Source organism: Variovorax sp. Soil_C_12 (genome assembly GCF_057657375.1).
Genome location: NZ_JBDGIO010000006.1, coordinates 408,241 through 434,279 on the forward strand (window position 1 = coordinate 408,241; position 26,039 = coordinate 434,279).

25 protein-coding genes are annotated in these 26,039 nt (G+C 69.4%); 18 read left to right on the forward strand and 7 right to left on the reverse strand.

The window, feature by feature from the left end:
* Positions 1–8: 8 nt before the first annotated feature.
* The 5 genes from AC3A6X_RS19085 to AC3A6X_RS19105 are packed head-to-tail and all read left to right on the forward strand — an operon-like array spanning position 9 to position 4,807.
* The gene (locus AC3A6X_RS19085) at positions 9–1,016 is read left to right on the forward strand and encodes a formamidase (protein ID WP_487843660.1); all 1,008 of its coding nucleotides are present in this window, start codon (positions 9–11) and stop codon (positions 1,014–1,016) included.
* Positions 1,017–1,045: 29 nt separating this feature from the next.
* A complete protein-coding gene (gene biuH / locus AC3A6X_RS19090; protein ID WP_487843706.1) occupies positions 1,046–1,756 on the forward strand; it encodes a biuret amidohydrolase in 711 nt (236 codons plus the stop codon).
* Positions 1,757–1,771: 15 nt separating this feature from the next.
* Positions 1,772–3,376 carry an ABC transporter ATP-binding protein gene (locus AC3A6X_RS19095; protein WP_487843661.1) on the forward strand — a complete coding sequence of 535 codons (1,605 nt, stop codon included), beginning with the start codon at positions 1,772–1,774 and terminating at the stop codon, positions 3,374–3,376.
* Between the two features lie 23 nt (positions 3,377–3,399).
* A complete protein-coding gene (locus tag AC3A6X_RS19100; RefSeq protein ID WP_487843707.1) occupies positions 3,400–4,062 on the forward strand; it encodes a cysteine hydrolase family protein in 663 nt (220 codons plus the stop codon).
* Positions 4,063–4,072: 10 nt separating this feature from the next.
* Positions 4,073–4,807 carry a GntR family transcriptional regulator gene (locus AC3A6X_RS19105; RefSeq protein WP_487843662.1) on the forward strand — a complete coding sequence of 245 codons (735 nt, stop codon included), beginning with the start codon at positions 4,073–4,075 and terminating at the stop codon, positions 4,805–4,807.
* 13 nt (positions 4,808–4,820) lie between these two features.
* Here the strand turns inward: AC3A6X_RS19105 and AC3A6X_RS19110 are convergent, their stop codons facing one another.
* Both AC3A6X_RS19110 and AC3A6X_RS19115 read right to left on the reverse strand, forming a co-directional pair.
* Positions 4,821–5,783 carry a tripartite tricarboxylate transporter substrate binding protein gene (locus AC3A6X_RS19110; protein ID WP_487843663.1) on the reverse strand — a complete coding sequence of 321 codons (963 nt, stop codon included), beginning with the start codon at positions 5,781–5,783 and terminating at the stop codon, positions 4,821–4,823.
* 26 nt (positions 5,784–5,809) lie between these two features.
* The gene (locus tag AC3A6X_RS19115; RefSeq protein ID WP_487843664.1) at positions 5,810–7,072 is read right to left on the reverse strand and encodes a flavin-dependent oxidoreductase; all 1,263 of its coding nucleotides are present in this window, start codon (positions 7,070–7,072) and stop codon (positions 5,810–5,812) included.
* Between the two features lie 94 nt (positions 7,073–7,166).
* Here AC3A6X_RS19115 and AC3A6X_RS19120 point away from each other — a divergent pair, with 94 nt between their 5' ends.
* Positions 7,167–8,069, forward strand: coding sequence for a LysR family transcriptional regulator (locus tag AC3A6X_RS19120; RefSeq protein ID WP_487843665.1), 903 nt, complete (start codon positions 7,167–7,169; stop codon positions 8,067–8,069).
* Positions 8,070–8,079: 10 nt separating this feature from the next.
* On the opposite strand, the gene AC3A6X_RS19125 is transcribed toward AC3A6X_RS19120, so the two are convergent.
* Complete coding sequence (locus tag AC3A6X_RS19125; RefSeq protein WP_487843666.1) at positions 8,080–8,883, reverse strand: exodeoxyribonuclease III; 804 nt, start codon at positions 8,881–8,883, stop codon at positions 8,080–8,082.
* Between the two features lie 25 nt (positions 8,884–8,908).
* Between AC3A6X_RS19125 and pyrE the strand changes: the two genes are divergently transcribed.
* Positions 8,909–9,586: an orotate phosphoribosyltransferase gene (gene pyrE / locus AC3A6X_RS19130; protein WP_487843667.1), complete on the forward strand. Its 678-nt coding sequence runs from the start codon at positions 8,909–8,911 to the stop codon at positions 9,584–9,586.
* A gap of 31 nt (positions 9,587–9,617) precedes the next feature.
* Entirely contained in the window at positions 9,618–10,274 is a 657-nt protein-coding gene (locus AC3A6X_RS19135; protein ID WP_487843668.1) for a DUF4124 domain-containing protein, read from the forward strand.
* Between the two features lie 3 nt (positions 10,275–10,277).
* Here the strand turns inward: AC3A6X_RS19135 and gatB are convergent, their stop codons facing one another.
* The 3 genes from gatB to gatC are packed head-to-tail and all read right to left on the reverse strand — an operon-like array spanning position 10,278 to position 13,541.
* Positions 10,278–11,756: an Asp-tRNA(Asn)/Glu-tRNA(Gln) amidotransferase subunit GatB gene (gatB, locus tag AC3A6X_RS19140; RefSeq protein WP_487843669.1), complete on the reverse strand. Its 1,479-nt coding sequence runs from the start codon at positions 11,754–11,756 to the stop codon at positions 10,278–10,280.
* A 1-nt stretch (position 11,757) separates the two neighbouring features.
* On the reverse strand, positions 11,758–13,245 hold the full coding sequence (gene gatA / locus AC3A6X_RS19145; protein ID WP_487843670.1) for an Asp-tRNA(Asn)/Glu-tRNA(Gln) amidotransferase subunit GatA: 1,488 nt from the start codon (positions 13,243–13,245) through the stop codon (positions 11,758–11,760).
* Positions 13,242–13,541: an Asp-tRNA(Asn)/Glu-tRNA(Gln) amidotransferase subunit GatC gene (gene gatC, locus AC3A6X_RS19150; protein WP_487843671.1), complete on the reverse strand. Its 300-nt coding sequence runs from the start codon at positions 13,539–13,541 to the stop codon at positions 13,242–13,244. Before gatC ends, gatA begins: the two co-directional genes overlap by 4 nt.
* Before the next feature lie 238 nt (positions 13,542–13,779).
* Here gatC and AC3A6X_RS19155 point away from each other — a divergent pair, with 238 nt between their 5' ends.
* From AC3A6X_RS19155 to AC3A6X_RS19175, 5 genes are all read left to right on the forward strand, one after another.
* Positions 13,780–14,823 carry a rod shape-determining protein gene (locus tag AC3A6X_RS19155; protein ID WP_106560937.1) on the forward strand — a complete coding sequence of 348 codons (1,044 nt, stop codon included), beginning with the start codon at positions 13,780–13,782 and terminating at the stop codon, positions 14,821–14,823.
* Positions 14,824–14,946: 123 nt separating this feature from the next.
* A complete protein-coding gene (gene mreC / locus AC3A6X_RS19160) occupies positions 14,947–15,957 on the forward strand; it encodes a rod shape-determining protein MreC (protein ID WP_309960775.1) in 1,011 nt (336 codons plus the stop codon).
* Positions 15,954–16,475 (forward strand): rod shape-determining protein MreD, encoded by a 522-nt coding sequence (gene mreD, locus AC3A6X_RS19165; protein WP_309960777.1) that lies wholly within the window; start codon positions 15,954–15,956, stop codon positions 16,473–16,475. Before mreC ends, mreD begins: the two co-directional genes overlap by 4 nt.
* 55 nt (positions 16,476–16,530) lie before the next feature.
* On the forward strand, positions 16,531–18,498 hold the full coding sequence (mrdA, locus tag AC3A6X_RS19170; RefSeq protein ID WP_487843672.1) for a penicillin-binding protein 2: 1,968 nt from the start codon (positions 16,531–16,533) through the stop codon (positions 18,496–18,498).
* Between the two features lie 119 nt (positions 18,499–18,617).
* Positions 18,618–19,763, forward strand: a complete 1,146-nt coding sequence (locus tag AC3A6X_RS19175; protein ID WP_487843673.1) for an ABC transporter substrate-binding protein — start codon at positions 18,618–18,620, stop codon at positions 19,761–19,763.
* 264 nt (positions 19,764–20,027) lie between these two features.
* Here AC3A6X_RS19175 and AC3A6X_RS19180 read toward each other — a convergent pair whose 3' ends face one another.
* Positions 20,028–21,662, reverse strand: a complete 1,635-nt coding sequence (locus AC3A6X_RS19180; protein WP_487843674.1) for a GMC family oxidoreductase — start codon at positions 21,660–21,662, stop codon at positions 20,028–20,030.
* A 195-nt stretch (positions 21,663–21,857) separates the two neighbouring features.
* Between AC3A6X_RS19180 and AC3A6X_RS19185 the strand changes: the two genes are divergently transcribed.
* Genes AC3A6X_RS19185 through AC3A6X_RS19205 form a run of 5 tightly spaced genes read left to right on the forward strand, consistent with a single transcriptional unit; the run spans position 21,858 to position 26,038 of the window.
* Entirely contained in the window at positions 21,858–23,027 is a 1,170-nt protein-coding gene (locus AC3A6X_RS19185) for an MlaE family ABC transporter permease (protein WP_309960788.1), read from the forward strand.
* Positions 23,024–23,881 carry an ABC transporter ATP-binding protein gene (locus AC3A6X_RS19190; protein WP_487843675.1) on the forward strand — a complete coding sequence of 286 codons (858 nt, stop codon included), beginning with the start codon at positions 23,024–23,026 and terminating at the stop codon, positions 23,879–23,881. The genes AC3A6X_RS19185 and AC3A6X_RS19190 overlap by 4 nt, the downstream gene beginning before the upstream one ends.
* A gap of 5 nt (positions 23,882–23,886) precedes the next feature.
* The gene (locus tag AC3A6X_RS19195) at positions 23,887–24,864 is read left to right on the forward strand and encodes an MlaD family protein (RefSeq protein WP_487843676.1); all 978 of its coding nucleotides are present in this window, start codon (positions 23,887–23,889) and stop codon (positions 24,862–24,864) included.
* An 11-nt stretch (positions 24,865–24,875) separates the two neighbouring features.
* Complete coding sequence (locus tag AC3A6X_RS19200) at positions 24,876–25,556, forward strand: ABC-type transport auxiliary lipoprotein family protein (protein WP_487843677.1); 681 nt, start codon at positions 24,876–24,878, stop codon at positions 25,554–25,556.
* 17 nt (positions 25,557–25,573) lie between these two features.
* On the forward strand, positions 25,574–26,038 hold the full coding sequence (locus AC3A6X_RS19205; protein WP_487843678.1) for a metallophosphoesterase family protein: 465 nt from the start codon (positions 25,574–25,576) through the stop codon (positions 26,036–26,038).
* The last annotated feature ends 1 nt before the right edge of the window (position 26,039 follow it).

Sequence of the window (26,039 nt, forward strand, 5' to 3'; positions counted from 1 at the left end):
GACGACGGATGAGCGGTCTGGGTGGTTTGAACAAGTCGGCCGACGGGGTGGTCCTCGGGCTGGTGCAGCTGCAGTTGCCGGTTGTGAAGACCTCCGACGACCTGGCGGCGCAGACGCGGCGCATCTGCGAGCTGGTGGCCAAGGCGCGGCGAAACCAGGGCACGATGGACCTGGTCGTGTTCCCGGAATATTCGCTGCACGGCCTGTCGATGGACACCGCGCCCGAGCTCATGTGCACGCTGGACGGCCCGGAAGTGGCGGCTTTCAAGCAGGCCTGCATCGACAACGCGATCTGGGGCTGCTTCTCGATCATGGAGGCCAACCCCGAGGGCAATCCGTACAACAGCGGGCTGATCATCGACGACCAGGGCGCGATCAAGCTCTACTACCGCAAGATGCATCCCTGGGTGCCGGTCGAGCCCTGGGAGCCCGGCAACATCGGCGTGCCGGTCTGCGAGGGCCCCAACGGCAGCAAGCTCGCGCTGATCATCTGCCACGACGGCATGCTCCCCGAGATGGCGCGCGAGGCCGCCTACAAGGGCGCGGAGATCATCATCCGCACGGCGGGCTACACCGCGCCGATCCGCCACGCCTGGCGCATCACCAACCAGGCCAATGCCTTCTGCAACCTGGCCTTCACCGCGAGCGTGTGCATGTGCGGCAGCGACGGCACCTTCGACTCCATGGGCGAGGGCATGTTCTGCAACTTCGACGGTACGGTGCTGGTCGAGGGCGGCGGCCGGCCCGACGAGATCGTCACCGCCGAGCTGCGGCCCGACCTGGTGCGCGAGGCGCGCATCGGCTGGGGCGTGGAGAACAACATCTACCAGCTCTACCACCGCGGCTACGTGGCGGTGAAGGGCGGCGCGCAGGATTGCCCTTACACCTACATGCGGGACATGGCGGCCGGCCGCTACCGGCTGCCGTGGAGCGAGCAGGTGAAGGTGAAGGACGGCAGCGGCTTCGGCTTCGAGCCGCCGGTGCGCGTCTACAAGGGACAGGAGAACAAGGCATGAGCGCCGCCCGGCCGCCCGAAGGTGCCACTATGAATGCATCGGTCATCGAGCGCTTCGTCTCTGCCGACCCCTACCGCTGGCCCTACAACGGCGCGCTGAGGCCCGACAACACGGCCCTGATCGTGATCGACATGCAGACCGACTTCTGCGGCAAGGGCGGCTATGTCGACGTGATGGGCTACGACCTGTCGCTGGTGCAGGCGCCGATCGAGCCGATCGCGCGGACGATGGCGCGCATGCGCGCGCTGGGCTTCCACGTCATCCACACGCGCGAAGGCCACCGGCCGGACCTGGCCGACCTGCCGGCCAACAAGCGCTGGCGCTCCCGCCAGATCGGCGCCGGCGGCGTGGGCATCGGCGACGACGGTCCGTGCGGGCGCATCCTGGTGCGCGGCGAGCCGGGCTGGGAGATCATTCCCGCGCTGGCGCCGCTGCCCGGCGAGGTGGTGATCGACAAGCCCGGCAAGGGCTCCTTCTACGCGACCGATCTCGAGCTGGTGCTGCGCACGCGCGGCATCGAGAACCTGATCCTCGCCGGCATCACCACCGACGTCTGCGTGCATACGACCATGCGCGATGCCAACGACCGTGGCTTCGAATGCCTGCTGCTGTCGGACTGCACCGCTGCCACGGACCACGGCAACCATCTCGCGGCGCTGAAGATGATCACCATGCAGGGCGGCGTGTTCGGCGCGCACGCCGGCTCGGCCGCGCTGCTCGATGCGCTGGCCGCGATGTAGCAGGGAGCCTTGCTCATGCTCGACGCCATCCAGCAGCAGCCTCCCATCGGCGCCTTGCCCGCCGCCAGCGGCGCGCTCGCGCTCGACACCTACCGCCTGACCAAGCGCTTCGGCGACTTCACCGCCATGGACAGCGTGAGCATGTGCGTCGAGCCCGGCAGCGTGCATGCGCTGCTCGGCGAGAACGGCGCCGGCAAGAGCACGCTCGTCAAGTGCGTGGCGGGTTACCAGCGCGCGGAGGAGGGCAGCATCCTGATCGACGGGCGCGAGCAGGAGATCGCCAATCCGGTGGTGGCGCGCGCCCTGGGCATCGGCATGGTCTACCAGCACTTCACGCTGGCGCCGGGCATGACGGTGGCCGAGAACCTGCTGCTGGCCGGCGGCCGGACGCCGGCCGTGATCGACTGGAAGCGCAAGCGCGCCGAGCTCGAGGAATTCCTGGCGACCACGCCCTTCCGGCTGAACCTGGACCTGCGCCCTTCGGAGCTGGCCGCCGGCGAGAAGCAGAAGCTGGAATTGCTCAAGCAGCTCTACCTGAAGCCGCGCCTCCTGATCCTCGACGAGCCGACCTCGGTGCTGACGCCGCAGGAGGCCGACGAGGTGCTGGGCCATGTGCGCGCCTTCGCGCAAAGCGGGCTGTGCACGGTGCTCATCATCACGCACAAGTTCCGCGAGGTGATGGCCTACGCCGACAGCGTGACCGTGCTGCGCCGGGGCAAGGCGGTGCATCACTGCCGCGTCGACCAGACCGACCCGGCGCGCCTGGCGGCCGCGATGATGGGCGAAGGCGAGGCGCCGCCGCCCGAGGGCGACACCGCCGCCGCTTCGGCGGCAGCAGGCGCTGCGCAACCAGCCACGCGTGCCGACGCCCCCGTGGCCTTGCAGGTCGATGCCCTGCGCGCGCAGGGCGACCGCGGCACGCTGGCCGTGCATGACCTGAGCCTCGCGGTGCGCGCGGGCGAGATCCTCGGCGTGGCCGGCGTCTCCGGTAACGGTCAGCGCGAGCTGGTCGAGGCGCTGGTCGGGCAGCGTGCCCGGCTGGCGGGCGAGGTGAAGGTGATGGGCGAGCCCTATGCCGCGCGCCGCGCGGAGAACCGCCGCCTGAAAGTGCGCAGCTTGCCCGAGGAGCCGCTGCGCAATGCCTGCGTGGGCGATCTCAGCGTTGCCGAGAACATGGCGCTGCGCGACTTCGACCAGCCGCCGCTGGCGCGCGCCGGCGTGCTGAACTTCGCGGCCTGGCGCAGCCGCGCCCGCGAGTGGATCGCCGAGTACGGCGTGAAGACGCAGGGGGAGGGCGCGCCGATCCGCAGCCTCTCGGGGGGCAATGTGCAGCGTGCCGTGCTGGCGCGCGAGCTGGCTGGAGAAATCAACGTGCTGATCGCCGCCAACCCGGTGTTCGGGCTGGACTTCGCGGCCGTGGCCGAGATCCATGGCCGCATCCGGCAGGTGCGTGCGCGCGGCGGCGCGGTGCTGCTGATCAGCGAGGACCTGGACGAACTGCTGGAGATGGCGGACCGGATCGTGGTGATGAGCGAGGGGCGGATCGTGTTCGAGACGGCGGCGGCTTCGGCGGAGCGGCATGTGCTGGGGGCGCATATGGGGGGAGGCCACCACGCATGAATGCGCTTTTTTCGGGAACCAGCATGCAGATCCTCGCCAACCCTTTCGTCTTCGAGTGCGACCTGGCCCGCACGGCCCTCGTCATCATCGACATGCAACGCGACTTCATCGAACCCGGCGGCTTCGGCGAGACCCTGGGCAACGATGTCTCGCTGCTCCAGGCCATCGTCCCCGCGACGCAGCGGGTGCTCCACGCGTGGCGAGAAAAAGGCGGCCTCGTGGTTCACACGAGAGAAGCCCACCGCCCCGACCTCGCCGACTGCCCGCCATCCAAACGCAACCGTGGCAACCCGAGCCTGCGCATCGGCGACCCCGGCCCCATGGGCCGCATCCTGGTCGCCGGCGAGCCCGGCAACCAGATCATCGATGCGCTCGCGCCCATCGACGGCGAGATCGTGATCGACAAGCCCGGCAAGGGCGCCTTCTATGCGACCGGCCTGCAGTCCCTGCTGCAGCAGCGCGCCATCCGCAGCCTGGTCTTCATGGGCGTCACCACCGAGGTCTGCGTGCAGACCAGCATGCGCGAGGCCAACGACCGCGGCTACGACAGCCTGCTGCTGGAAGACTGCACCGAGAGCTACTTTCCCGCCTTCAAGGCCGCAGCGCTGGAGATGATCCGCGCCCAGGGCGGGATCGTCGGCTGGACCGCGCCGAGCCGGAAGCTGCTCGCCGCGCTGGGCGACTAACATTCCTGCCGTGCCCACCTCCGTCAAGACCCGCTCCGCTCCCGCCCGACCCGCGTCCGAGGACGCAGCGTTCCGCACCCGCGCCGACGAGGTCTACGCTCAGCTCAAGCGCGACGTTGCCGAGTTCAGCCTGGTGCCGGGCGACCGCTTCACCGAAAGCGAGATCAGCGAACGCCTGGGCGTCTCGCGCACGCCGGTGCGCCAGGCGCTGTTCCGGCTGCAGCAGGAGGGCTACGTCGAGGTGCTGTTCCGCAGCGGCTGGCGCGTGCTGCCCTTCGACTTCGACCAGTTCGAGCAGCTCTACGACCTGCGCATGGTGCTGGAGACCACCGCCGTGCATCGGATCTGCGAGAGCGACCATCGCGTCGACCGCAGCCTGCTCGACAGCCTGGCCGGCATCTGGCTGGTGCCCGCGGCGCAGCGCAGTTCAGACACCGTGCAGGTCGCGCAATGGGACGAGGAATTCCACTGCGCCCTGGTCGCTGCCGCCGGCAATGCCGAGATGGCGCGCGTGCACCGCGACGTGACCGACCGCATTCGCATCATCCGCCGGCTCGACTTCACCCAGCAGCCGCGCATCGACGCCACCTACGAGGAGCACGCCAAGATCCTCAAGGCCATTCGCGCCAACCGCGGCGAGCAGGCCGCGATGCTTCTGCGCGCGCACATCGAGACCAGCCAGGCCGAGGTGCGCAAGATCACGCTGCATCAGGTCCATATGGCGCGGCTGGCCATGCGCAAGTGAAGGACGCAGAGGCCTAATCTGCGGTGATGCCGCCGCGCTGAACCACACCCGCCCAGCGCTGCGCATCCTTGGCCATCAGCTCCTTGAACTCGCCGGGCCCCGAGCTCGCGGGCACCATGCCCTGCGACTCGAAGGCGGTCGCGACCTCGGGCTGCTTCAGCACTGCAGCGATCTCCTTGTTGAGCCGCGCCACCACGGCGCTGGGCGTGCCCTTGGGGGCCAGCACGCCGTACCACATGTCGACATTGCCGCCCTTGATGCCGGCCTCGGCCAGCGTGGGCACGTCGGGCAGCTGCGCCAGGCGCTTGTCGCTGCCGGTCGCGATGGCCTTCAGCTTTCCGGCCTGGATGTGCTGCAGCGCCACGTGCACCGGCAGGAACATGTAGTCGATGCGCCCGCCCAGCAGGTCGGTCACCGCCCCGGCCGTGCCTTTGTAGGGCACGTGCAGCATCTCGGTGCCGGTGCTCTGCAGCAGCATCGCCATCGACAGGTGATGCGGCGTGCCGACGCCCGGCGTGGCATAGGTGAACTTGCCGGGGCTGGCCTTGGCCGCGGCCACCACCTGCGCCACCGACGTGGTCTTCTGCACGTTCGGATTGGTCACCAGCAGCAGGGTGCCCCAGGAGGTCAGCGAGACCGGCGTGAAGTCGTTCAGCGGGTCGTAGGCCAGCGACTTGTAGAGGCTCTTGTTCATCACGAGCGTGTTGACCTGCACCAGCAGCGTGTAGCCGTCGGGCTTGGCGCGCGCCACCTTCTCGCTGCCGATGTTGCCGCTCGCGCCGGCCACGTTGTCGACCACCACCGGCTGGCCCAGCACGGCCGGCAGCCGGGCCGAGAGCTGGCGTGCGATCAGGTCGATGCCGGTGCCGGGCGTGTAGGGCACCACCAGCGTGATCGGCTGGTCGGGCCAGGCCTGGGCGGCCGCGGCGCCGGCGGCCAGCAGCAGGGTGGCGAGGATCTTCTTGAAGGGACGCATGGCTTGTCTCCGTAGGCTTTGTGATTTCAAAGATAGGAAGGCCGCGCCTTCAGGGCGGCCGGGTCGTAGCCCGCGACGCGCTTGTAGTTGTCGGAGATGGCTTGCAGCTCCGCGGTGCTGACGACGTCCTCCAGCCGCTCGAAGCGCTTGCCGCCGGAGCGCTGGAACACCTCGCGCAGGATGGTGTCCGGCGGGTTGCTGCGGTTGGTCAGCACCACGTTGGTGGTGGCCTGCACGCGCACGCGGTCGTAGTCCTCCAGCGCCTCGGTGCCCACGCCGAGCCGGCGCAGCGCGCCGGCCAGGTAGCGCGCGTCGATGATGGCCTGGCCCGCGCCGTTCGAGCCGCGCGGCACCATCGGGTGCGCAGCGTCGCCCAGCAGCGTGAGGCGGCCATGGGTCCATCGGGGCAGCGGGTCCTGGTCGACCATCGGGTATTCGAGGATCGCGTCGGAGGAACGGATCAGCGCCGGCACGTCCAGCCAGTCGAAGTGCCAGTCCTCGAAGGCGGGCAGGAAGTCCTCGAGCCGGCCGGGGCGGCTCCAGTCCTGCAGCGCGGGCTGCGGCGCATGGATCTCGGCCACCCAGTTGACAAGCTGGTTGCCTTCGGCGTCGACGTTGTTGCGGATGGGGTAGATCACCATCTTGCCCTGGTCCAGCCAGCCCGCGCGCACCATGCTCGCGCCCGAGAGGAAGGGCTTGTGCTTCGCGGTGCCGCGCCACATGTTGACGCCCGAGTAGCGCGGCGCGCCCTCGTTCGGATAGAACTGCTTGCGCAGCACCGAATGGATGCCGTCGCACCCCACCGCCAGCGCGGCGCGCACGGGGGGCAGCGCCGAGCCGTCGGGCGCGGTGAAGCGCGCCGTCACGCCCGTGTCGTCCTGCTTGACGCCGGCGCAGCGGTGCCCGCAGACCACGCTGTCCGCGCCCAGCCGTTCGCGCACTGCATTCAGCAGCACGGTGTGCAGGTCGCCGCGATGGATCGAGTACTGCGGCCAGTCGTAGCCCGCGGCGGTGCCCGCCGCCTCGCGGAACACCAGCTGGCCGTGGGCGTTGAAGAAGACTGCCTCCTGCGTGCGCACGCCCACCGCGTCGAGCGCGGGCAGCAGGCCCAGCTCGCCGAGCTCGCGCGCCGCATGCGGCAGCAGGTTGATGCCCACGCCCAGCGGCTTCAGCTCGGGCACGGCTTCGTAGATGCGGCAGGAAATGCCGGCCTGGTGCAGGCTCAGCGCCAGGGTCAGGCCGCCGATGCCGGCGCCCAGCACGATCACTTGGGTCGATGTCTCGCTCATGTCTGTCGGTCTCTTCACAGGGGAAAACCGAATTAGACCGGGCTGTCGGCCATATGGGAAATTTAGATGTCGTATGGATTTATCATGATTGCGTATGAATCTGTCCATGCGCCAGATGCGCGCCTTCCTGCACGTGGCGCGCATCGGCAACTTCACGCGCGCGGCTGAGCAGGCCCACATGACGCAGGCCGGCCTCAGCACCTTGGTGCGCGAGATGGAACGCCAGCTGGGCGCCCGCCTGTTCGATCGCACCACGCGCATGGTCGGCCTCACCACCGCGGGCCGGCGCCTGCTGCCGGTGGTGGAGCGTGTGCTGGGCGAGCTCGACGAGGTGACCGGCCGGCTGGGCGCCGAGGGCGACGCGGCGCGCCAGACGCTGCGCATCGCGGCCACGCCGCTGGTGTCCTCGAACCTGCTGCCGCAGGTCTTCGGCGGTTTTCGCGAAAGCCATCCGCGGATCAAGCTCAAGCTCTTCGATGCCGACCTGCGCGACGTGGAGGCGATGGTGGTGGAGGGCGAGGCCGACATGGGGCTGGGCTTCTTCTTCAAGGCCGCGGCGGGGCTGGAACGCATGCCGGTGGGCCATTTCCAGCTGATGCGCGTGGCACCGTCCGACGCCGGTGAAGCGCCACCCCTCGGCAGCGTCCCCTGGTCTTCGCTGCGCGGCGCGCAGCTGCTGGGCCTGCCACCTGGCAACCCGATCCAGAAGCTGATCGACGGGCACCTGGCGGCCGTCGGGGCGGCCGATCCGGACCGCCCGGCCTTCAACTTCTTCGGCACCCTGATCTCGATGGTGGAGGCCGGCTTCGGCAGCGCCGTGATGCCGACCTTCGCGCTCGCGGCCTGCCGGCGCCACCGCGTGCGCACCGACCTGCTGGCCAAGCCGAAGGTGGGGCTGGACTTCTACCGCATCACCCGGCGTGGCGTGCAGGAGACCGAGGCGATGCAGGCCTTTTGCAAGACCCTCGTCAAGGCGCTGCCGGCGCTGTCGCGATAGCGCGGCTCAGTCAGAGCGTGAAGTCGTAGTCCACCGTGATCGGCGCGTGGTCGCTGAACTTGATGGTCTTGAAGATCTGCTCGTTACGCGCAAGCTTCGCGATGCCCGGCGTGGCCAGGTGGTAGTCCAGCCGCCAGCCCACGTTCTTCGCGTAGGCCTGGCCGCGGTTGCTCCACCAGGTGTAGGCCTCGTCGGTGGTGTCGGGCTTGAGCATGCGGTAGACGTCCACCAGGCCCGCGCCCTCGGCGCCCTCGTCGAGCAGCCTGGTCATCCAGGCGCGCTCCTCGGGCAGGAAGCCGCTGTTCTTCTGGTTGCCGCGCCAGTTCTTGAGGTCGATCTCCTTGTGCGCGATGTTGATGTCGCCGCACAGCACGAATTCGCGCTCGCGCTTGAGCGCGATCAGATGCGGGAAGAAGCCCTTCAGGAAGCGGAACTTCGCCGCCTGCCGCTCCTCGCCCGAGGAGCCGCTCGGGAAATAGCAGCTGATCACCGAGAACTTGCGCTTCGGGCTGTCGAAGCGCAGTTCGAGGTAGCGGCCCTCGGCGTCGAATTCCCTGTCGCCCCAGCCCACCACGACGTCGCTGGGCTCGTGCTTGGTATAGGTGGCAGTGCCCGCGTAGCCCTTCTTCTCCGCAAAATGGAAGTGGCCCTTGAGGCCGGCCATGGCCTCGAAGCGGCCCTCGATGTCGCTGGCCTGGACGCGGATTTCCTGCATGCAAATACAATCCGGCGCCAGTTCGGCCACCCAGTCGGCGACGCCCTTGGTCGCAGCCGAGCGCAGGCCATTGAGGTTGAGGCTGGTGAGTTTGAACACGAGGACGTTCCCGATGGCTGATGAGATGGCGAAAACAGAAGAGGGCGCGCTGGCCCAGGAATTCGTGCAGTTCGCGCTCGAATCCGGGGTGCTGCGCTTTGGCCAGTTCAAGACCAAGGCCGGCCGCATGAGCCCGTACTTCTTCAATGCGGGGCTGTTCGACGACGGCGCCAAGCTCGCGCGGCTGGCGGCATTCTATGCAGACCGGCTGATCGCCAGCGGCCTCGAATTCGACATGATCTTCGGCCCGGCCTACAAGGGCATTCCGCTGGGCGCCACGGTGGCGGCCGAGCTGGCCCGGCGCGGCCGCAACGTGCCCTTTGCCTACAACCGCAAGGAAGCCAAGGACCATGGCGAGGGCGGCACGCTGGTCGGTGCGCCGCTGTCGGGCCGGGTGCTGATCGTCGACGACGTGATGTCCGCCGGCACCGCAGTGCGCGAGTCGATCGCTGCCATCCGCAGCGCCGGCGCCACGCCGCATGCCGTGGCCATCGCGCTGGACCGCCAGGAAAAGGCGACGGAGAACGGCATCGATGTGGACCACAGCGCCGTGCAATATGTCAGACAACAGCTGGGAATGCAGGTGGTGGCGATTGCCACGCTTGACGACTTGTTACAGTATCTGTCGGGGCGCGCGGACGACGAGCTGAGCGCCCATCGGCAGGGAGTGCTGGACTATCGGGCGCGCTACGGCGCGGGTTGATCAACCATCGGAAGGATCGACGTTGGCGCGCATGCAGTACACACGCATCGGATCGCTGTGGCTCCTGCTGCTGGCTGCAGCCGGCGCGACCCATGCCCAGCAGCCCGCCGGCGGTCCCGGCATCTACACCTGCACCGACGCGCGCGGCCGCACCATCACGGCCGACCGGCCGATCGCCGACTGCGTCGACCGCGAGCAGCGCGAGCTCAGCCCCAGTGGCAGCGTGCGGCGCAAGCTCGAACCCACCTATACGGCGCGTGAGCAGGCCGAGCGCGAGGATCGCGAGCGCCAGGCGCAGCTGCAGGCCGCCCGCCTGCTCGAGGAACGCCGGCGCGAACGCGCGCTGCTGATCCGCTACCCCAACGCGGCCGCGCACGACCGCGAGCGTGCCGAGGCGCTGGTGCAGATCGATGCGGTGATCAACGCCGCCCGCAAGCGGCTGAGCGAGCTGACCGAGGAGCGCCGCAAGATCGACGACGAGCTCGAGTTCTACGCCAAGGACGTGAGCAAGGCCCCCGATTCCCTGCGCCGCAAGTTCGACGACAACAGCAAGAGCATGACGGTGCAAAACCGCTTCATTGCCGACCAGGACGACGAGAAGAAGCGCGTGAACGCGCGCTTCGACGAGGAGCGCGCCCGGCTGCGGCCGCTGTGGGCCGGCAACGCGCCGGCCACGTCCACGCGCTGACCGCTAGCCCAGCTTCGCCTTCAGCAGCGCATTGACCTGCGCCGGGTTGGCCTTGCCCTGGCTGGCCTTCATGACCTGGCCGACCAGCGCGTTGAAGGCCTTTTCCTTGCCGGCGCGGTATTCGTCGATGTTCTTCTGGTTGGCGGCCAGCACGGTGTCGACGATCTTCTCGAGCGCGCCGGTGTCGCTCATCTGCTTGAGGCCCCTGGCGTCGATGATCGCGTCGACGTCACGGCCTTCGCCGGTCCACAGCGCGTCGAAGACCTGGCGCGCGGCGTTGTTCGACACGGTGCCGTCGCCGATGCGCCCGATCAGGGCGGCGAGCTGGGCGGCCGTGACCGGCGCCTGGGCGATGTCGATGTCCTGCAGGTTCAGCCGGCGCGCGATCTCGCCGGTGATCCAGTTGCTCGCGAGCTTGGGCGCGGCGCCCGCGCGCACGGCCTCGTCGAAGTAGCGGGCCAGCGCCGGGCTCTGGGTGAGCTGCGTGGCGTCGTAGTCCGACAGGCCATGCTCGCGCCCATAGCGCTCGGCCATGGCCCGCGGCAGCTCGGGCATCTCGCTGCGCACGCGCTCGATCCACTCCGGCGCGATCGCCAGCGGCGGCAGGTCGGGGTCGGGGAAGTAGCGATAGTCGGCCGCATCTTCCTTGGTGCGCATGGCGCGGGTCTCGCCGGTCTCGGGATCGAACAGCACGGTGGCCTGCTGGATCGCCCGGCCGTCTTCCAGCTCGCCGATCTGCCAGCGGATCTCGTAGTCGATCGCCTGCTGCATGAACTTGAAGCTGTTGAGGTTCTTGATCTCGCGCCGCGTGCCCAGCTTGTCGCCGGGCCGGCGCACCGAGACGTTGGCGTCGCAGCGGAAGCTGCCTTCCTGCATGTTGCCGTCGCAGATGCCGATCCAGGTCACGATCTTGTGCAGCTCGCGCGCATAGGCCACGGCCTCGGCGGTGGAGCGCATGTCGGGCTCGGTCACGATCTCCAGGAGTGGCGTGCCGGCGCGGTTCAGGTCGATGCCCGACTGGCCGACGAAGTCCTCGTGCAGCGACTTGCCGGCGTCTTCCTCCAGGTGCGCGCGCACCAGGCGCACGGTCTTCTTCTCGTCGCCGAGGAAGAAGCTCACCGAGCCGCCCTGCACGACCGGGATCTCGTACTGGCTGATCTGGTAGCCCTTGGGCAGGTCGGGGTAGAAGTAGTTCTTGCGCGCGAACACGCTGCGCGGCGCGATGTGCGAGCCGAGCGCCAGCCCGAGCCGGATGGCGCGCTCGACCGCGCCCTTGTTCATCACCGGCAGCGTGCCGGGCAGGGCCAGGTCGACGGCGCTGGCCTGGGTGTTGGGCTCGGCGCCGAAGGCGGTGGAGGCGCGGCTGAAGATCTTGCTCACGGTCGAGAGCTGGGCGTGGGTCTCGAAGCCGATGATGACTTCGTAGCCTTGCACCAGCGGGCCGGTCGGGCGGCCTTCCTGCATCTGTTCGAAGGTGTTCATCTCAAAAGCCCTCCGGCGTGCGCTGGTGCCAGTCGGTCGCCTGCTGGAAACGGTGCGCGGCGTTCAGCAGCTTCGCCTCGCCGAAGTAGTTGCCGATCAGCTGCAGGCCCACCGGCATGCCGCCGTCGAAGCCCGCCGGCACGCTCATGCCGGGCAGGCCGGCCAGCGAGGCGGGGAGGGTGAAGATGTCGGCCAGGTAGTGTGCCACCGGGTCGCCGCCATGCTCGCCCAGCTTCCAGGCCACCGTGGGTGCGGCCGGGCCGGCGATCAGGTCGCACTGCGCGAAGGCCTGCTGGAAGTCGTCGGCGATCATGCGGCGCACCTTCTGCGCCTGCAGGTAGTAGGCGTCGTAGTAGCCGTGCGACAGCACGTAGGTGCCGATCATGATGCGGCGCTTGACCTCGTCGCCGAAGCCTTCCTCGCGCGTCTTGGCGTACATGTCGGCCAGATCGCGGTAGTTCTTCGCGCGATGGCCGAACTTGACGCCGTCGAAGCGGCTCAGGTTCGAGCTGGCCTCGGCCGCGGCGATGATGTAGTACACGGGAATCGAGAGCTCGGTGCGCGGCAGCGTGACCTCCACGCGCCTGGCGCCCAGCTTCTCGTACTCGGCCAGCGCGGCCTCGACGGCGGCGCGCACGCCCGGCGCCACGCCATCGCCCAAAAACTCGCGCGGCACGCCGATGCGCAGGCCTTCGAGCGAGTCGCCAAGGGTGCGGCTGAAGTCCTCGGCCGGCTTGTCGAGCGAGGTCGAATCGCGCTCCGGGTCGGGCCCGCAAAGGGCCGACAGCATCAGGGCGCAGTCCTCGGCCGAGCGGGCGAAGGGGCCGGCCTGGTCCAGGCTGGAGGCGAAGGCCACCATGCCATAGCGCGAGGCGCGGCCGTAGGTGGGCTTGATGCCGGTCACGCCGCAGAAGGAGGCCGGCTGGCGGATCGAGCCGCCGGTGTCGGTGCCGGTGGCCGCCGGCACCAGGCGCGCGGCCACCGCGACGGCGCTGCCGCCGGAAGAGCCGCCGGGGATGCGCGCGCGGTCCCAGGGGTTGCGCACCGGCACGGCATGGTCGAAGCCCACGGCAGGCACGGCCACGTTCTCGTTGGACGAGCCCATCGCGAATTCGTCGCAGCTGAGCTTGCCGAGGGTGACGGCGCCGGCCTCGGCCAGCTTGCGCACCACGGTCGCGTCGAAAGGCGAGCGGTAGCCGGCCAGGATGCGCGAACCGGCGGTGGTCGGCAGGTCGGCCGTCGCGAAGATGTCCTTGTGCGCGATCGGCACGCCGGCCAGGGCGGGGGCGTTGCCTGCTGCCAATTGCGCATCGGCGGCGCGGGCCTGGGACAGGGCGAGTGCCTCGTCCAGCGCCACGAAGGCGCCGAGGTCCTGGTGTTGACGGATACGGGCCAATTGGTGCTGGGCGGCTTCCACTGCCGAGACCTTGCGCTCGCGCAGGGCACGGGCCAGTTCGGCCACGCCCATCTGGTGGAGTTCGCCGCTCATTCGATCACCTTCGGCACCAGGAACAGCCCGTTCTCGACCGCAGGCGCGCTGCGCTGGTTGAGCTCGCGCCGGTTCGGCTCGCTGGCCACGTCGTCGGCCAGGCGCAGCGTCACGTCCTGGATGGCCGCCACCGGGTGGGACAGCGGCTCGACGCCGCTGGTGTCGACCGCGCGCATGCGCTCGACCAGCTCGAAGAAGCCGTTGATTTGGCCGAGCATGCGTTCGCTCTCGTCGGGCGCGAGTTCCAGCCGAGCGAGCGAGGCGATGCGCGCGATATCTGAAGAAGTGAGGGACATCGGAATCAGCGATGGAAAAGCAGGGCCCCGCGCGTGGCCGAATTGGCGGAAATTGCACCTCGGCAGGGTGCGCCGAAGGCGGGATGCGGAGGGGATTCGGGTATTATCCCGCCTTTGCCGCAACCCCCGCGAACACGCCGGCATTTGCTGCAAAAACGTCCATCCATCCCGTCTAAAAACGACCCACAAGAGGGCGACGACATGCCGACGCGCATGCCGTGCTCCAGAGGATTCCAGAATGTTCGGAGCTTTCCGTCGGTACTTTTCGACCGACCTCGCGATCGACCTCGGCACCGCCAACACCCTGATCTTTGCCCGCAACAAGGGCATCGTGCTCGACGAGCCCTCGGTCGTCGCCATCCGCCACGAGGGCGGGCCGCACGGCAAGAAGGTGATCCAGGCGGTGGGCCGCGAAGCCAAGGCCATGCTCGGCAAGGTGCCCGGCAACATCGAGGCCATCCGCCCGATGAAGGACGGCGTGATCGCCGACTTCGTGATCACCGAGCAGATGATCAAGCAGTTCATCAAGATGGTGCATCCGCGCTCGCTGCTCACGCCCAGCCCGCGCATCATCATCTGCGTGCCCTGCGGCTCGACCCAGGTCGAGCGCCGCGCCATCAAGGATGCGGCCGAGGCGGCCGGCGCCACCTCCGTCTACCTGATCGAGGAACCCATGGCCGCCGCCATCGGCGCCGGACTGCCGGTGTCGGAAGCCAGCGGCTCGATGGTGGTCGACATCGGCGGCGGCACCACGGAGGTGGGCGTGATCTCGCTGGGCGGCATGGTCTACAAGGGCAGCGTGCGGGTCGGCGGCGACCGCTTCGACGAGGCCATCATCAATTACATCCGCCGCAACTACGGCATGCTGATCGGCGAGCCGACGGCCGAAGTCATCAAGAAGAGCATCGGCTCGGCCTACCCCGGCTCCGAGGTCAAGGAGATGGAGGTCAAGGGCCGCAACCTCAGCGAAGGCGTGCCGCGCAGCTTCACGATCAGCAGCAACGAGGTGCTGGAGGCGCTGACCGATCCGCTCAACAACATCGTCTCGGCCGTCAAGAACGCGCTGGAGCAGACCCCGCCCGAGCTGGGCGCCGACATCGCCGAGCGCGGCATGATGCTGACCGGCGGCGGCGCCCTGCTGCGCGACCTCGACCGCCTGCTGGCCGAAGAGACCGGCCTGCCGGTGCTGGTGGCGGAAGACCCCTTGACCTGCGTGGTGCGCGGCTGCGGCATCGCCCTCGAGCGCATGGACCGCCTGGGCAGCATCTTCACCAGCGAATAAATGTTGCTCGCCCCCAGGTCGCGCGCACTTCGTGTCGCGCTCCCACCGGGGGCGGCGCCTGCGGTCCGGCAAAGCCGGTCCCGCGGCACCCCCCGAACAGTCCGGCTCGTGGCATAAAGCAGCATGCCGCTCGGCACCCTTGACCGCACTGCGCCGCCCCTGTTCAACCAGGGACCCTCGGCACTCAGCAAGCTGATCTTCTTCAGCGCGCTGGCGCTGTTCCTGATGGTGGCCGACGCGCGCTTCAACATCGTGCAGCCGCTGCGCGCCGGCATCGGGGCGGTGCTCTATCCGGTCCAGTGGCTGGCGCTGAAGCCGGTGCAGCTGGCCCTGGGCGGGGGCCGCTACCTGGAAGACCTGCAGACGGCGCAGGCCAAGGAGGCCGACGCGCGCAAGGCGCTGGCGCTGCAGTCCGAGCGGGCCAGCCAGGCCGACACCCTGGCGCAGGAGAATGCGCGGCTGCGCTCGCTGCTTGAGCTGCGCCAGGTCACGCAGACGCCGGGCCGCGCGGCCGAGGTGCTCTACGACGCGGCCGACCCCTACACCCGCAAGCTGGTGATCGACCAGGGCCTGGCCAACGGCATCGCGCCGGGCTCTCCTGTGATCGACGAGCACGGCGTGGTGGGGCAGGTCACGCAGGTCCAGCCCTTCACCAGCGAGATCACGCTGGTGATCGACCGCGACCTGTCGATCCCGGTGCAGAACGTGCGCACCGGCGCGCGCAGCGTGGCCTTCGGCGATGCCAGCGCCCATGGCGGCGGGCTGGAGCTGCGTTTCACGGCCGCCAACGCCGATGTGCAGGAGGGCGACCTGCTCACCACCAGCGGGGTCGACGGCGTCTACCCGCCGGGGCTGCCGGTGGCGAAGATCGACCGCATCGACCGCCGCGCCGACTCCGCCTTCGCCCGCATCCACTGCCTGCCCATGGCCCATGTGACGGCCGCGCGCTACGTGCTGGTGCTGGCGCCCACCGCCAATCAGATGCCCAAGCCGGCGCCGCCCGCGGCAGCGGACGCCGGCGCGGCGGCGAAGAAGAAGGCCGACAAGTCCGGCGCGAAGGGCGATAAGGCCGGAAAGGGCGACAAGGCCGACAAGCCCGCCAAGGCAGAGAAGAAGGAGGGCCGCACCCCATGATCATGCGTCCCGGCCACCAGCAGCTGCTGCTGCCGGTCAACCCCTTGTTCCTCTGGGCCAGCCTGATCGTGGCGCTGCTGATCAACATGGTGCCGCTGGGCCGCGCCGCCTGGCTGCCCGACCTGCTGGCGCTGGCGATCGTCTTCTGGAGCGTGCACCAGCCGGCGCGCATCGGCATCGGCGCGGCCTTCATGTTCGGCCTGCTGATGGACGTGCACCAGACCGCGCTGCTGGGCCAGCATGCGCTGTCCTACACCACGCTGGGCTTCTTCGCGATCATGGTCCACCGGCGGCTGCTCTGGTATCCGCTGCTCTCGCAGGCGCTGCAGGTGCTGCCGCTGTTCGCGATCTCGCACCTGATCGAGGTGGCGATCCGCATGATCGGCGGCGGCATCTTCCCCGGATGGGGCTTCCTGGTCGCGCCGGTGGTCGAGGCGGCCCTCTGGCCTTTCGTGACCCTGCTGCTGCTGGCGCCGCAACGGCGCGCCCCCGAACCCGATGCCAACCGGCCCTTGTAACAGCCCCGGCTGCCGCCTTGTCCCGCGCCCGCAGGCAGCGTAGGCTTCGCGCGCCATGACCGAACTCCGCAACGTCGCCGCCGATCTCGCACGCTTCAAGCGCCGCGTGCTCGTGATCGGCCTGGTGGTGCTGGTCGCCTTCGGGCTGCTGTGCGCGCGGCTCTTCTTCCTGCAGGTGGTGCGGCACGAGGACCTGGCGGAGCAGGCCGAGAGCAACCGCACGGCAGTGGTGCCGGTGGTGCCCAACCGCGGCCTGATCCTCGACCGCAACGGCATCGTGCTGGCCTCCAACTACTCGGCCTACACGCTGGAGATCACGCCCTCCAAGGTCGGCAGCCTGGAGGACACCATCGACAGCCTGGGCGAGGTGGTGGAGGTCTCGCAGCGCGACCGCCGCCGCTTCAAGCGCCTGCGCGAGGACTCGCGCAGCTTCGACTCGATCCCGATCCGCACCCGCCTGAGCGACGAGGAGGTCGCCCGCTTCGCCGCCCAGCGCTACCGCTTCCCCGGCGTCGAGATCAAGGCGCGGCTGTTTCGCAACTACCCCCACGGCGAGCTCGCCGCCCACGTGCTCGGCTACATCGGCCGCATCAACCAGCGCGAGAAGACCGCGATGGAGGATTGGAGCGAGGAGGACCAGGCCAACTACAAGGGCACCGACTACATCGGCAAGCTGGGCATCGAGCAGAGCTACGAGAAGACGCTGCACGGCCACACCGGCGTCGAGCAGATGGAAACCTCGGCCGGCGGCCGGGCGGTGCGCCGGCTGGGCAGCCACCCGGCGACGCCGGGCAACACCGTCAAGCTCTCGCTCGACATCAAGCTGCAGAAGCTGATCGAGGACATGTTCGGCGAGCGCCGGGGCGCCCTGGTGGCCATCGACCCCAACTCCGGCGAGATCCTGGCCTTCGTCTCCAAGCCCACCTTCGACCCGAACCTGTTCGTCGAGGGCATCGACGGCGAGAGCTGGGCGGCGCTCAACGAATCCATCGACAAGCCGCTCCTGAACCGCGCGCTGCGCGGCACCTACCCGCCGGGCTCCACCTACAAGCCCTTCATGGCCCTCGCCGCGCTGCAGCTCAACAAGCGCGCGCCCAGCGTGGTGGTCAACGATCCCGGCTTCTACACCTTCGGCGGCCACACCTTCCGCAGCCACGAGGGCGGCCTGGGTGGCGTGGACATGCACCGCGCGATCCAGATGTCGAGCAACACCTACTTCTACTCGCTCGCCGTCGACATGGGCGTGGACGCCATCCACGACTTCATGAAGCCGCTGGGCTTCGGCCAGATCACCGGCATCGACGTCCAGGGCGAGGTGCGCGGCCTGCTGCCCAGCACGACCTGGAAGCGCGAGGCCTACAAGCGCCCCGAAATGAAGAAGTGGTACCCGGGCGAGACCGTGTCGCTCGGCATCGGCCAGGGCTACAACAACTTCACCATGCTGCAGCTGGCGGTGGCCGAAGCGACGCTGGCCAACGGCGGCACCAAGTACCGGCCGCACCTGGTCAAGGCCGTCAAGGACACGGTCACCGGAGAGGTCACCGAGCTCGTGCAGCCGCCGGGCGAGAGCCTCGGCTACCAGCCCAAGCATGTCGACCTGGTGCGCAACGCCCTGGTGGCGGTGAACAAGGGCGGCACCGGCACGCGCGTGTTCGCGGGCGCGCCCTACACCTCGGCCGGCAAGACCGGCACCGCCCAGGCCGTGGCGTGGGGCCAGAACACCAAGTACAACGCCAAGGCGCTGGAGGAGCACCAGCGCGACCACTCGCTGTTCGCCGCCTTCGCGCCGGCCGAGGCGCCGAAGATCGCGATCGCCGTCATCGTCGAGAACGCCGGCTTCGGCGCGGCGGCGGCGGCGCCCATCGTGCGCCGGGCGTTCGACTACTGGCTGGCCGACCAGTACCCCAACGAGCAGGACCTGGCGGCGGTGCAGGTCGGCAAGGCCGTCGCGCCGCTGGGCAAGCCGCGCGTGGCCAGCGAGATGCCCTGGCCCATCGTGAGCGGCGCCGCAACGGCGCCTTGAACAGACACTGCGGGTTAACCCTGTATTGTCGAGGGGGATTCATCCCTCGTGTAGGCTCGCGGCCTTTGTAAACAATCGTTACTAACGATATCGATCGCATACGAGGTCGGAGAGGGCTTATGGACATCGGGAACCAAGGCGGGCGCCGCTTCGCGCGTTGGCGCGCCGCCTGTGCGGCTGTATTTTTGTCGGCGAGCGCCTCGTGGGGAGCGGCTGCCGAGCCCATCGTCATCGGGCAGGTCGCGCCTTTCACCGGCCCGCAGGCGGTCACCGGACGGGCCATCCATGCCGGCGCGAAGCTGTACTTCGACGCCATCAATGCCAAGGGCGGGGTGCGCGGCCGGCCGGTCAAGCTCGTGACGCGCGACGATGCGCAGAAGGCGGAAGAGACCGTGCGCCTGACTCGGGAGATCATCGCCGCCGAATCGCCGGTGGCCCTGATGGGAACGGTAGGCACCACCAACCTCGAGGCCATCGCCAAGGACGGCGTGCTGGCGCAGAAGGGGGTCGCGATGATCGGCGCCGTCTCGGGCGCGAGCACCGTGGCGCAGGCGCCCGGCATCTACGTGGTGAAGGCGAGCTATCACGACGAGGTCGAGCGGCTGTTCGGTCAACTCGCCACCGTCGGCGTGCAGCGCGTGGGCCTGGTCTACCAGGACGATGGCCTGGGCCGGGACGTGCTGGCCGGGGCCGAGGCGGCCGCCAAGGCCCATGGCATGCAATTGGTCGTGCGCGCCGGCTACCCCCGCAACACGGTGGCGGTCGAGAAGGCCGTGGCCGAGATCGCCAAGGCCAAGGTGCAGGTCGTCTTCCTCGGCGCGACCACGGCGGCGGGCATCGAGTTCGTCAAGCAGTACACGGCCGCGGGCGGTGCCGGCAGCATGCTTTACGGCCTGTCGATCATCGACACCGACGCGCTGCTCAAGGCGCTCGGGCCCGAACGGGCGCGCGGCTACGCCTTCTCGGTCGTCCTGCCGCAGCAGGGGGACCGCGCCGTGGTGCGCGAGTACCTGCAACTGCGCCAGGCATCCAAGGACCCGGATCTTTCGGCGCGCTCGATGGAGGGCTTTATCGCCGCCAAGGCGCTGGTCAAGGTGATGGAGGGCGCCAACACCCTCAGCGCGGCCGGCGTCGGCGCCGCGCTGGCCTCTGCGAAGGCCGTGGACGTCGGCGGTTACCTGCTCGACTTCAGTACACGGGGGCAGACCGCCTCGCGCTACGTGGACTTCGCGATGTTCGGCACCGGGGGCAAGCTGGTTCAGTGACGGGTTGGGCGCGGCCGCGCCCCATATGGGGGCGCTTTGGGAGCCGCAAAAAGAAAAGGCGCCGACCAGCGGCGCCTTGATAAAAAAACAACATCTCGTGCGGATGCCTTGTCTATAGCCTGTTCTAGTTCTTCGGCAAGTGTCTCCTCGGTTCCCCCGCGCTGCGGGCAGGCCCGTTTGCGAGTGGCTGGACTTTAGGCGGACGCACCGTGCCAGTGCATCGGGGATTACCCGCCATCTGAAACAAGCAGAAACAAGACGGCGCTACGAACCGGCGGCGGCCTCGCGAATCCAGCCGGCCGCCTTCTCCGCGATCATCAGGGTGGGGCTGTTGGTGTTGCCGCTGGTGATGACGGGCATGGCGCCGGCATCGACGACGCGCAGCCCGGCGATGCCGCGCACCCGCAGGCGCGAATCCAGCACGGCCATCGGATCGCCGTCGGCGCCCATCCGGGTGGTGCCGACCGGGTGGAAGATGGTGGTGGCGATGTCGCCGGCCAGCCGCGCCAGCTCTTCGTCGCTCTGGTATTGGAGGCCGGGCCTCCATTCCTCGGGCCGGTACTTCGCCAGCGCGGGCTGGGCCGTGATATGGCGCGTGACGCGCAGCGAGTCGGCCGCCACCTTGCGGTCCGCCTCGGTGCTCAGGTAGCAGGGCGCGATCGCCGGCGCATCCGAGAAGCGGTGGCTCTTGATCTGCACCGTGCCGCGGCTGGTCGGGTTCAGGTTGCACACGCTCGCGGTGAAGGCCGGAAAGCTGTGCAGCGGCTCGCCGAAGGCGTCGAGCGAGAGCGGCTGCACGTGGTACTGGAGGTTGGGCCATTCGTGCTCGGGCGAGCTGCGGGTGAAGGCGCCGAGCTGCGAGGGGGCCATGCTCATCGGGCCGCTGCGCTTGAGCAGGTATTCGAGGCCGATCCTGGCCTTGCCGTAATAAGACGAAGCCAGCATGTTGAGCGTGGGCGCGTCCTTGATCTTGTAGACGGCGCGGATCTGCAGGTGGTCCTGCAGGTTGGCGCCGACGCCGGGCGCGTCGAGCGCCACCTCGATGCCGTGCCGGCGCAGCAGCTCCGCCGGCCCGATGCCCGAGAGCTGCAGGACCTGCGGCGAACCGATGCTGCCTGCACACACGATCACTTCGCGCGTTGCGTGGGCCACGACCATCTCGTGGCCGTCCCATACCTGCACGCCGCTGCAGTGCTTTCGGCCGTCGGGCCCGGTGTCGAGCAGCAGGCGCGAGACCTGCGCGCCGGTCCACAGCTCGAAGTTGGGGCGGCCGTAGCAGGTGGGTCGCAGGAAGGCCTTGGCGGTGTTCCAGCGCCAGCCGTTCTTCTGGTTGACCTGGAAGTAGCCCACGCCCTCGTTGCTGCCGCGGTTGAAGTCCGTCGAATGCGGGATGCCGGCCTGCTGCGCCGCCTGGGCGAAGGCATCCAGCACGTCCCAGCGCACGCGCTGACGCTCGACCCGCCACTCGCCGCCGGCGCCGTGCAGTTCGTCGGCGCCGAGATAGAAGTCCTCGTGCTGCTTGAAGGCCGGCAGCACCTGGTCCCACCGCCAGGTGTCGTCGCCGGTGAGCGCGGCCCACTGGTCGTAGTCGCGCGACTGGCCACGCATGTAGATCATGCCGTTGATGGAGGAGGAGCCGCCCAGCGTCTTGCCGCGCGGGTAGCGCAGGCTGCGGCCGTTGAGGCCGGCGTCGGGCTCCGTCGTGTAGAGCCAGTCGGTGCGCGGGTTGCCGATGCAGTAGAGATAGCCCACCGGGATGTGGATCCAGTGGTAGTCGTCCTTGCGGCCGGCCTCGATCAGCAGCACGCGCCGGTTCTTGTCGGCGCTCAGGCGGTTGGCCATCAGCGCGCCGGCGGTGCCGGCGCCGACGATGACGTAGTCGAAGGTGGTGTCGCTCATGCCTGTGTGTCTGTATCGCTCGTTGTCGTTCGGCGTGCCCACCGCGGGTTCCGGCTGCAAGCCGAATCGGACATTGTGGCAAAGGCCCGCCTGCTGCGCGACCGCCCGCGCCAGCGCGCGGCAAACGACTTTCGGGCTGTCAAGCGCCGCGGTTACGATGTGGCGATCTCCGTTCTGCCGAACCGCCCGCCCTCCATGTCGACCGTCCCGCCGCCGCCCGCTTACGCGCAAGACGCGCATAGCAGGCGTCCCCGCGTCGATCAACGCGAGGAGGCCGGCGGCCGCTGGGCGGTCGCCAGCGGCTGCTGGACCGCGATGGCCATGTCCTCCCGGACCAGCTGGGATGCGCTCGAAAAGAGCCTCGCGGGCACACCGGCGCAGGATGGCCGGGCCTGGGACCTGCGCCCGATCGACCAACTCGACCACATCGGTGCCCAGCTGCTGTGGAACCACTGGCAGCACGAATGGCCGGCGCGGCTCGAGATGGAGTCGCAGCACAAGGCCGTGCTCGACCAAGTGGCGCAATACACCTGCCGCGCGCCGGCCGAGCCGGCCAAGACGCTGGCCGAGCGCCTGCGCGACTTCGCACACATCGGCCCACGCATCATGTTCGTGGCGCGCGACTTCCTGCGCCTGATCGGCCAACTCACGCTGGACATCGGCAAGCTGCTGAGCGCGCCGCATCGCGCACCGTGGCGCGATTTCTCGGGGCACCTTTATCACTTCGGCGCCACCGCGCTGCCGATCACCGCGCTGGTGGGGCTGCTGATCGGCGTGGTGCTGGCCTACCTGACCTCGCAGCAGCTGCGTCAGTACGGAGGCGAGGCCTTCATCGTCAACATCCTCGGCCTGTCGCTGATCCGCGAGCTGGGCCCGGTGCTGGCGGCCGTGCTGATCGCCGGCCGCTCGGGCTCGGCCATCACCGCACAGATCGGCGTGATGCGCGTGACCGAGGAGCTCGACGCGATGCGCGTGATGGGCATCCCGCACGGCTTCCGCCTGGTGATGCCGCGGGTGCTGGCGCTGGCCATCGCGATGCCGCTGATCAGCATGTGGACCTCGATGGCTGCGCTCCTCGGCGGCATGATCGCGGCCGATCTCACGCTCGACATCGGGCCGGCCTATTTCATGACGGCGCTGCCGCGCGCGGTGCCGCTGACCAACCTATGGCTGGCGATGGGCAAGTCGGCCGTGTTCGGCGTGATGATCGCGCTGATCGCCTGTTACTTCGGCATGAAGGTCAAGCCCAACACCGAGAGCCTGGGGCGCGGCACCACCTCGTCGGTGGTGGCCTCGATCACCGTGGTGATCCTGGTCGATGCGCTGTTCGCGGTGCTGTTCAGGGGCGTGGGGTTCAGGGCATGAATGGAAGCACCGGCAACGGCAACGGCGAAGCGGTCGTCGAGATCCGCAAGCTCTGGACCGTGTTCGAGTCGCCCGACGGCGACCAGGTGGTGCACCGCGACCTCGACCTCACGATCCACCGCGGCGAGGTGCTGTCGCTGGTGGGCGGCTCGGGCACCGGCAAGACCGTGCTGCTGCGCCAGATCCTGGGCCTCGAGCATCCCGACAAGGGCCAGGTCTCCGTGCTCGGCCACCCGCCCGGGCGCATGAGCGCCACCGGCGCGGCCCAGGTCGGCATGCTGTTCCAGCACGGCGCGCTGTTTTCGGCCTTCAGCGTGCTCGACAACATCGCCTTCCCGCTGCGCGAGCTCAAGCTGTTGCCGGAGGACCTGATCCGCGACGCCGCGCTGGTCAAGCTGCAGATGGTCGGCCTCGAGCCGCAGCAAGCCACCAAGAGCCCGGCGGACCTGTCGGGCGGCATGATCAAGCGCGTGGCGCTGGCGCGCGCGCTGATCATGGACCCGCCCCTGCTCCTGCTCGACGAGCCCACCGCGGGGCTGGACCCCGAGAGCGCCGACGGCTTCTGCGACCTGCTGCGCGGCCTGCACCGCGAACTCGGGCTCACGGTGGTGATGGTCACGCACGACCTCGACACGTTGTTCGACCTGAGCACCCGCATCGCGGTGCTGGCCGATCAGCGCGTGATCGTCGCCGGCACCGCGCGCGACGTGATCGCCTATCCGCATCCCTTCATCCACGAGTACTTCCTCGGCGGCCGCGGCCAGCGCGCCATGGAGGCCCTGCACGAAGGCGCGCCCTCGGCGCTCGTTGCGGGGCGCCCCGGCGCGCGCCCGGTCCCATCCACTGAAAGGTAGCTGCCATGGAAAACAAGGCCCATGCCATCGCCGCCGGCGCCTTCGTGCTCGGCCTGGCCGCTGCGCTGATCGCGTTGGTGGTCTGGCTCACGCGCGACAACACGGTGCGCAACGTCTACGAACTGTCCACGCGCGACGCCGTCAGCGGCCTGCAGCCGCAGGCCATGGTGCGCTACCGCGGCATCTCCGTCGGCAAGGTGTCCCTGATCGACTTCGACCCCAAGGTCAAGGGCAATGTGCGGGTGCGCATCACGGTCGACCAGCGGGTGCCGCTCACCACCTCGAGCTACGCCACCCTGGCCTACCAGGGCGTGACCGGCCTGGCCTTCATCGCGCTGGACGACAAGGGCGAATCGCAGACGCCGCTGTCGCCCAACAACGACGACCCGCCGCGCATCCCGCTCAAGCCCTCGGTGCTGGCCCAGTTGCAGGAACGCGGCGAGGCCATCATCGGCCAGATCGAGGAAGTGACGAAGCGCGCCAACAACCTGCTGGGCGACCCCAACCAGAAGCGCATCGCCGACGCGCTGGAGAGCATCTCGCAGGCCACGGCCAGCGCCAACGAGCTCACGCGCTCGCTCGACAACACGGTCAAGAACGGGCTCAACCCGGCGCTGGCGGCGCTGCCGCCGCTGATCGAGCGAACCAAGGACACGATGGGCACGGTGAAGGCAGCCGCCAGCGACGTTTCGCGGGTGGCCAACAATGCCAACACCACGGTGACCCGCCTGAACGCCAAGGACGGCCCGGTCGAGCGCCTGAGCGACGGCACCCGCGCGCTGGCGCAGGCGGTCGATTCCTTCAACGCCGCCACCCTGCCGCGCGTGAACCGCGTCGCCGACGACACCTCGCGGGCGGTGCGCCGCCTGGGCCGCACGGCAGACAACATCAACGACAACCCGCAATCGCTGCTCTTCGGCAACGGTGGCGTGGTGGCGGGGCCGGGCGAGCCCGGCTTTTCCGCGCCGGCCGCGCGCCCTTGATCGTGACGAACATGAAGAACAACGCACACCCGCATTCGCGCACGCCCGCCCGGCGCCTTCCGATCCTTGCCGTGCTTGCCGCAGGCGCCGCGCTGCTCGCAGCGGGCTGCGGCGCGCTGCCCGACAAGCCCGCTCGCGCGACGCTCTACGACTTCGGGCCCCATCTCGCGGCAGCCGCGCCGGCATCGGCAAACCCTGCGGCACTGCCGCCGATCGCGCTCGCCGAAATCGACGCCAGCACGCGGCTCGAGGGCACGCAGCTGCTCTATCGCCTGGGCTACGCCGACTCCAACGAGCTGCGCCCCTATGGCCAGGCGCGCTGGAGCCTGGCGCCGGCCCAGCTGCTGCACCAGCGGCTGCGCGATGCGCTGGCCATGCGCCGCACCGTGCTCGGCCCGGAGGAGAGCGCCACCATCGCGCGCACCGAGGGCCGGGTGCCCGACACCCTGCGGGTCTCGCTCGAGGAGTTCAGCCAGTACTTCGAGTCGCCGGCCTCGAGCGTGGGCCTGGTGCGGCTGCGCGCCACGCTGATCCGCGGCGGCAGCGGCGGCGACCGCGTGCTGGCGCAGCGCAGTTTCGCGCTGCAGCGGCCGGCGCCGAGCGCCGACGCGGCCGGCGGCGTCAAGGGCTTGGCAGCAGCGAGCGATGCGGCGGTGGCCGAGCTCGTGGCCTGGGTGGACCAGCCGCGCTGACACATCCCAGGCCGGCCATGTACCGCATCGGCCTGATCTCCGACACGCACGGGCTGCTGCGGCCCGAGGCGCTGGCCTTCCTGCAGGGCTGCGATCACATCGTGCACGGCGGCGACATCGGCGATCCGCAGATCCTCGTGCAGCTGGCCGGGCTGGCGCCGCTGACGGCAGTGCGCGGCAACAACGACGTGGGCGCCTGGGCCGACGCCGTGCCCGCCGCGGCGCGGGTGGAGCTCGCGGGTCTGCGCCTCCACGTGATCCATGACCTCGCCGAGCTGAAGATCGATCCGGCGGCCGAAGGCGTGCGCGTCGTGGTGTGCGGCCATTCGCACCGGCCCAAGGCCGAGGAGCGCGCGGGCGTCTGGTACGTCAATCCCGGCAGCGCCGGACCGCCACGCTTCCGGCTGCCGATCTCGGCGGCCGAGTTGCGCGTGGACGACGGCGCCGTCACGCCGCAGCTCGTCGAGCTGGTGAAGCGCTGAC

What these genes read in the sequence shown, in the direction of transcription:
- AC3A6X_RS19085 (WP_487843660.1), top strand. Translation starts at nt 9, where the DNA reads ATGAGCGGTCTGGGTGGTTTGAACAAGTCGGCCGACGGGGTGGTCCTC.
- biuH (WP_487843706.1), top strand. Translation starts at nt 1,046, where the DNA reads ATGAATGCATCGGTCATCGAGCGCTTCGTCTCTGCCGACCCCTACCGC.
- AC3A6X_RS19095 (WP_487843661.1), top strand. Translation starts at nt 1,772, where the DNA reads ATGCTCGACGCCATCCAGCAGCAGCCTCCCATCGGCGCCTTGCCCGCC.
- AC3A6X_RS19100 (WP_487843707.1), top strand. Translation starts at nt 3,400, where the DNA reads ATGCAGATCCTCGCCAACCCTTTCGTCTTCGAGTGCGACCTGGCCCGC.
- AC3A6X_RS19110 (WP_487843663.1), bottom strand. Translation starts at nt 5,783, where the DNA reads ATGCGTCCCTTCAAGAAGATCCTCGCCACCCTGCTGCTGGCCGCCGGC.
- AC3A6X_RS19115 (WP_487843664.1), bottom strand. Translation starts at nt 7,072, where the DNA reads ATGAGCGAGACATCGACCCAAGTGATCGTGCTGGGCGCCGGCATCGGC.
- AC3A6X_RS19120 (WP_487843665.1), top strand. Translation starts at nt 7,167, where the DNA reads ATGAATCTGTCCATGCGCCAGATGCGCGCCTTCCTGCACGTGGCGCGC.
- pyrE (WP_487843667.1), top strand. Translation starts at nt 8,909, where the DNA reads ATGGCGAAAACAGAAGAGGGCGCGCTGGCCCAGGAATTCGTGCAGTTC.
- AC3A6X_RS19135 (WP_487843668.1), top strand. Translation starts at nt 9,618, where the DNA reads ATGCAGTACACACGCATCGGATCGCTGTGGCTCCTGCTGCTGGCTGCA.
- gatB (WP_487843669.1), bottom strand. Translation starts at nt 11,756, where the DNA reads ATGAACACCTTCGAACAGATGCAGGAAGGCCGCCCGACCGGCCCGCTG.
- gatA (WP_487843670.1), bottom strand. Translation starts at nt 13,245, where the DNA reads ATGAGCGGCGAACTCCACCAGATGGGCGTGGCCGAACTGGCCCGTGCC.
- gatC (WP_487843671.1), bottom strand. Translation starts at nt 13,541, where the DNA reads ATGTCCCTCACTTCTTCAGATATCGCGCGCATCGCCTCGCTCGCTCGG.
- AC3A6X_RS19155 (WP_106560937.1), top strand. Translation starts at nt 13,780, where the DNA reads ATGTTCGGAGCTTTCCGTCGGTACTTTTCGACCGACCTCGCGATCGAC.
- mreC (WP_309960775.1), top strand. Translation starts at nt 14,947, where the DNA reads ATGCCGCTCGGCACCCTTGACCGCACTGCGCCGCCCCTGTTCAACCAG.
- mreD (WP_309960777.1), top strand. Translation starts at nt 15,954, where the DNA reads ATGATCATGCGTCCCGGCCACCAGCAGCTGCTGCTGCCGGTCAACCCC.
- mrdA (WP_487843672.1), top strand. Translation starts at nt 16,531, where the DNA reads ATGACCGAACTCCGCAACGTCGCCGCCGATCTCGCACGCTTCAAGCGC.
- AC3A6X_RS19175 (WP_487843673.1), top strand. Translation starts at nt 18,618, where the DNA reads ATGGACATCGGGAACCAAGGCGGGCGCCGCTTCGCGCGTTGGCGCGCC.
- AC3A6X_RS19180 (WP_487843674.1), bottom strand. Translation starts at nt 21,662, where the DNA reads ATGAGCGACACCACCTTCGACTACGTCATCGTCGGCGCCGGCACCGCC.
- AC3A6X_RS19185 (WP_309960788.1), top strand. Translation starts at nt 21,858, where the DNA reads ATGTCGACCGTCCCGCCGCCGCCCGCTTACGCGCAAGACGCGCATAGC.
- AC3A6X_RS19190 (WP_487843675.1), top strand. Translation starts at nt 23,024, where the DNA reads ATGAATGGAAGCACCGGCAACGGCAACGGCGAAGCGGTCGTCGAGATC.
- AC3A6X_RS19195 (WP_487843676.1), top strand. Translation starts at nt 23,887, where the DNA reads ATGGAAAACAAGGCCCATGCCATCGCCGCCGGCGCCTTCGTGCTCGGC.
- AC3A6X_RS19200 (WP_487843677.1), top strand. Translation starts at nt 24,876, where the DNA reads ATGAAGAACAACGCACACCCGCATTCGCGCACGCCCGCCCGGCGCCTT.
- AC3A6X_RS19205 (WP_487843678.1), top strand. Translation starts at nt 25,574, where the DNA reads ATGTACCGCATCGGCCTGATCTCCGACACGCACGGGCTGCTGCGGCCC.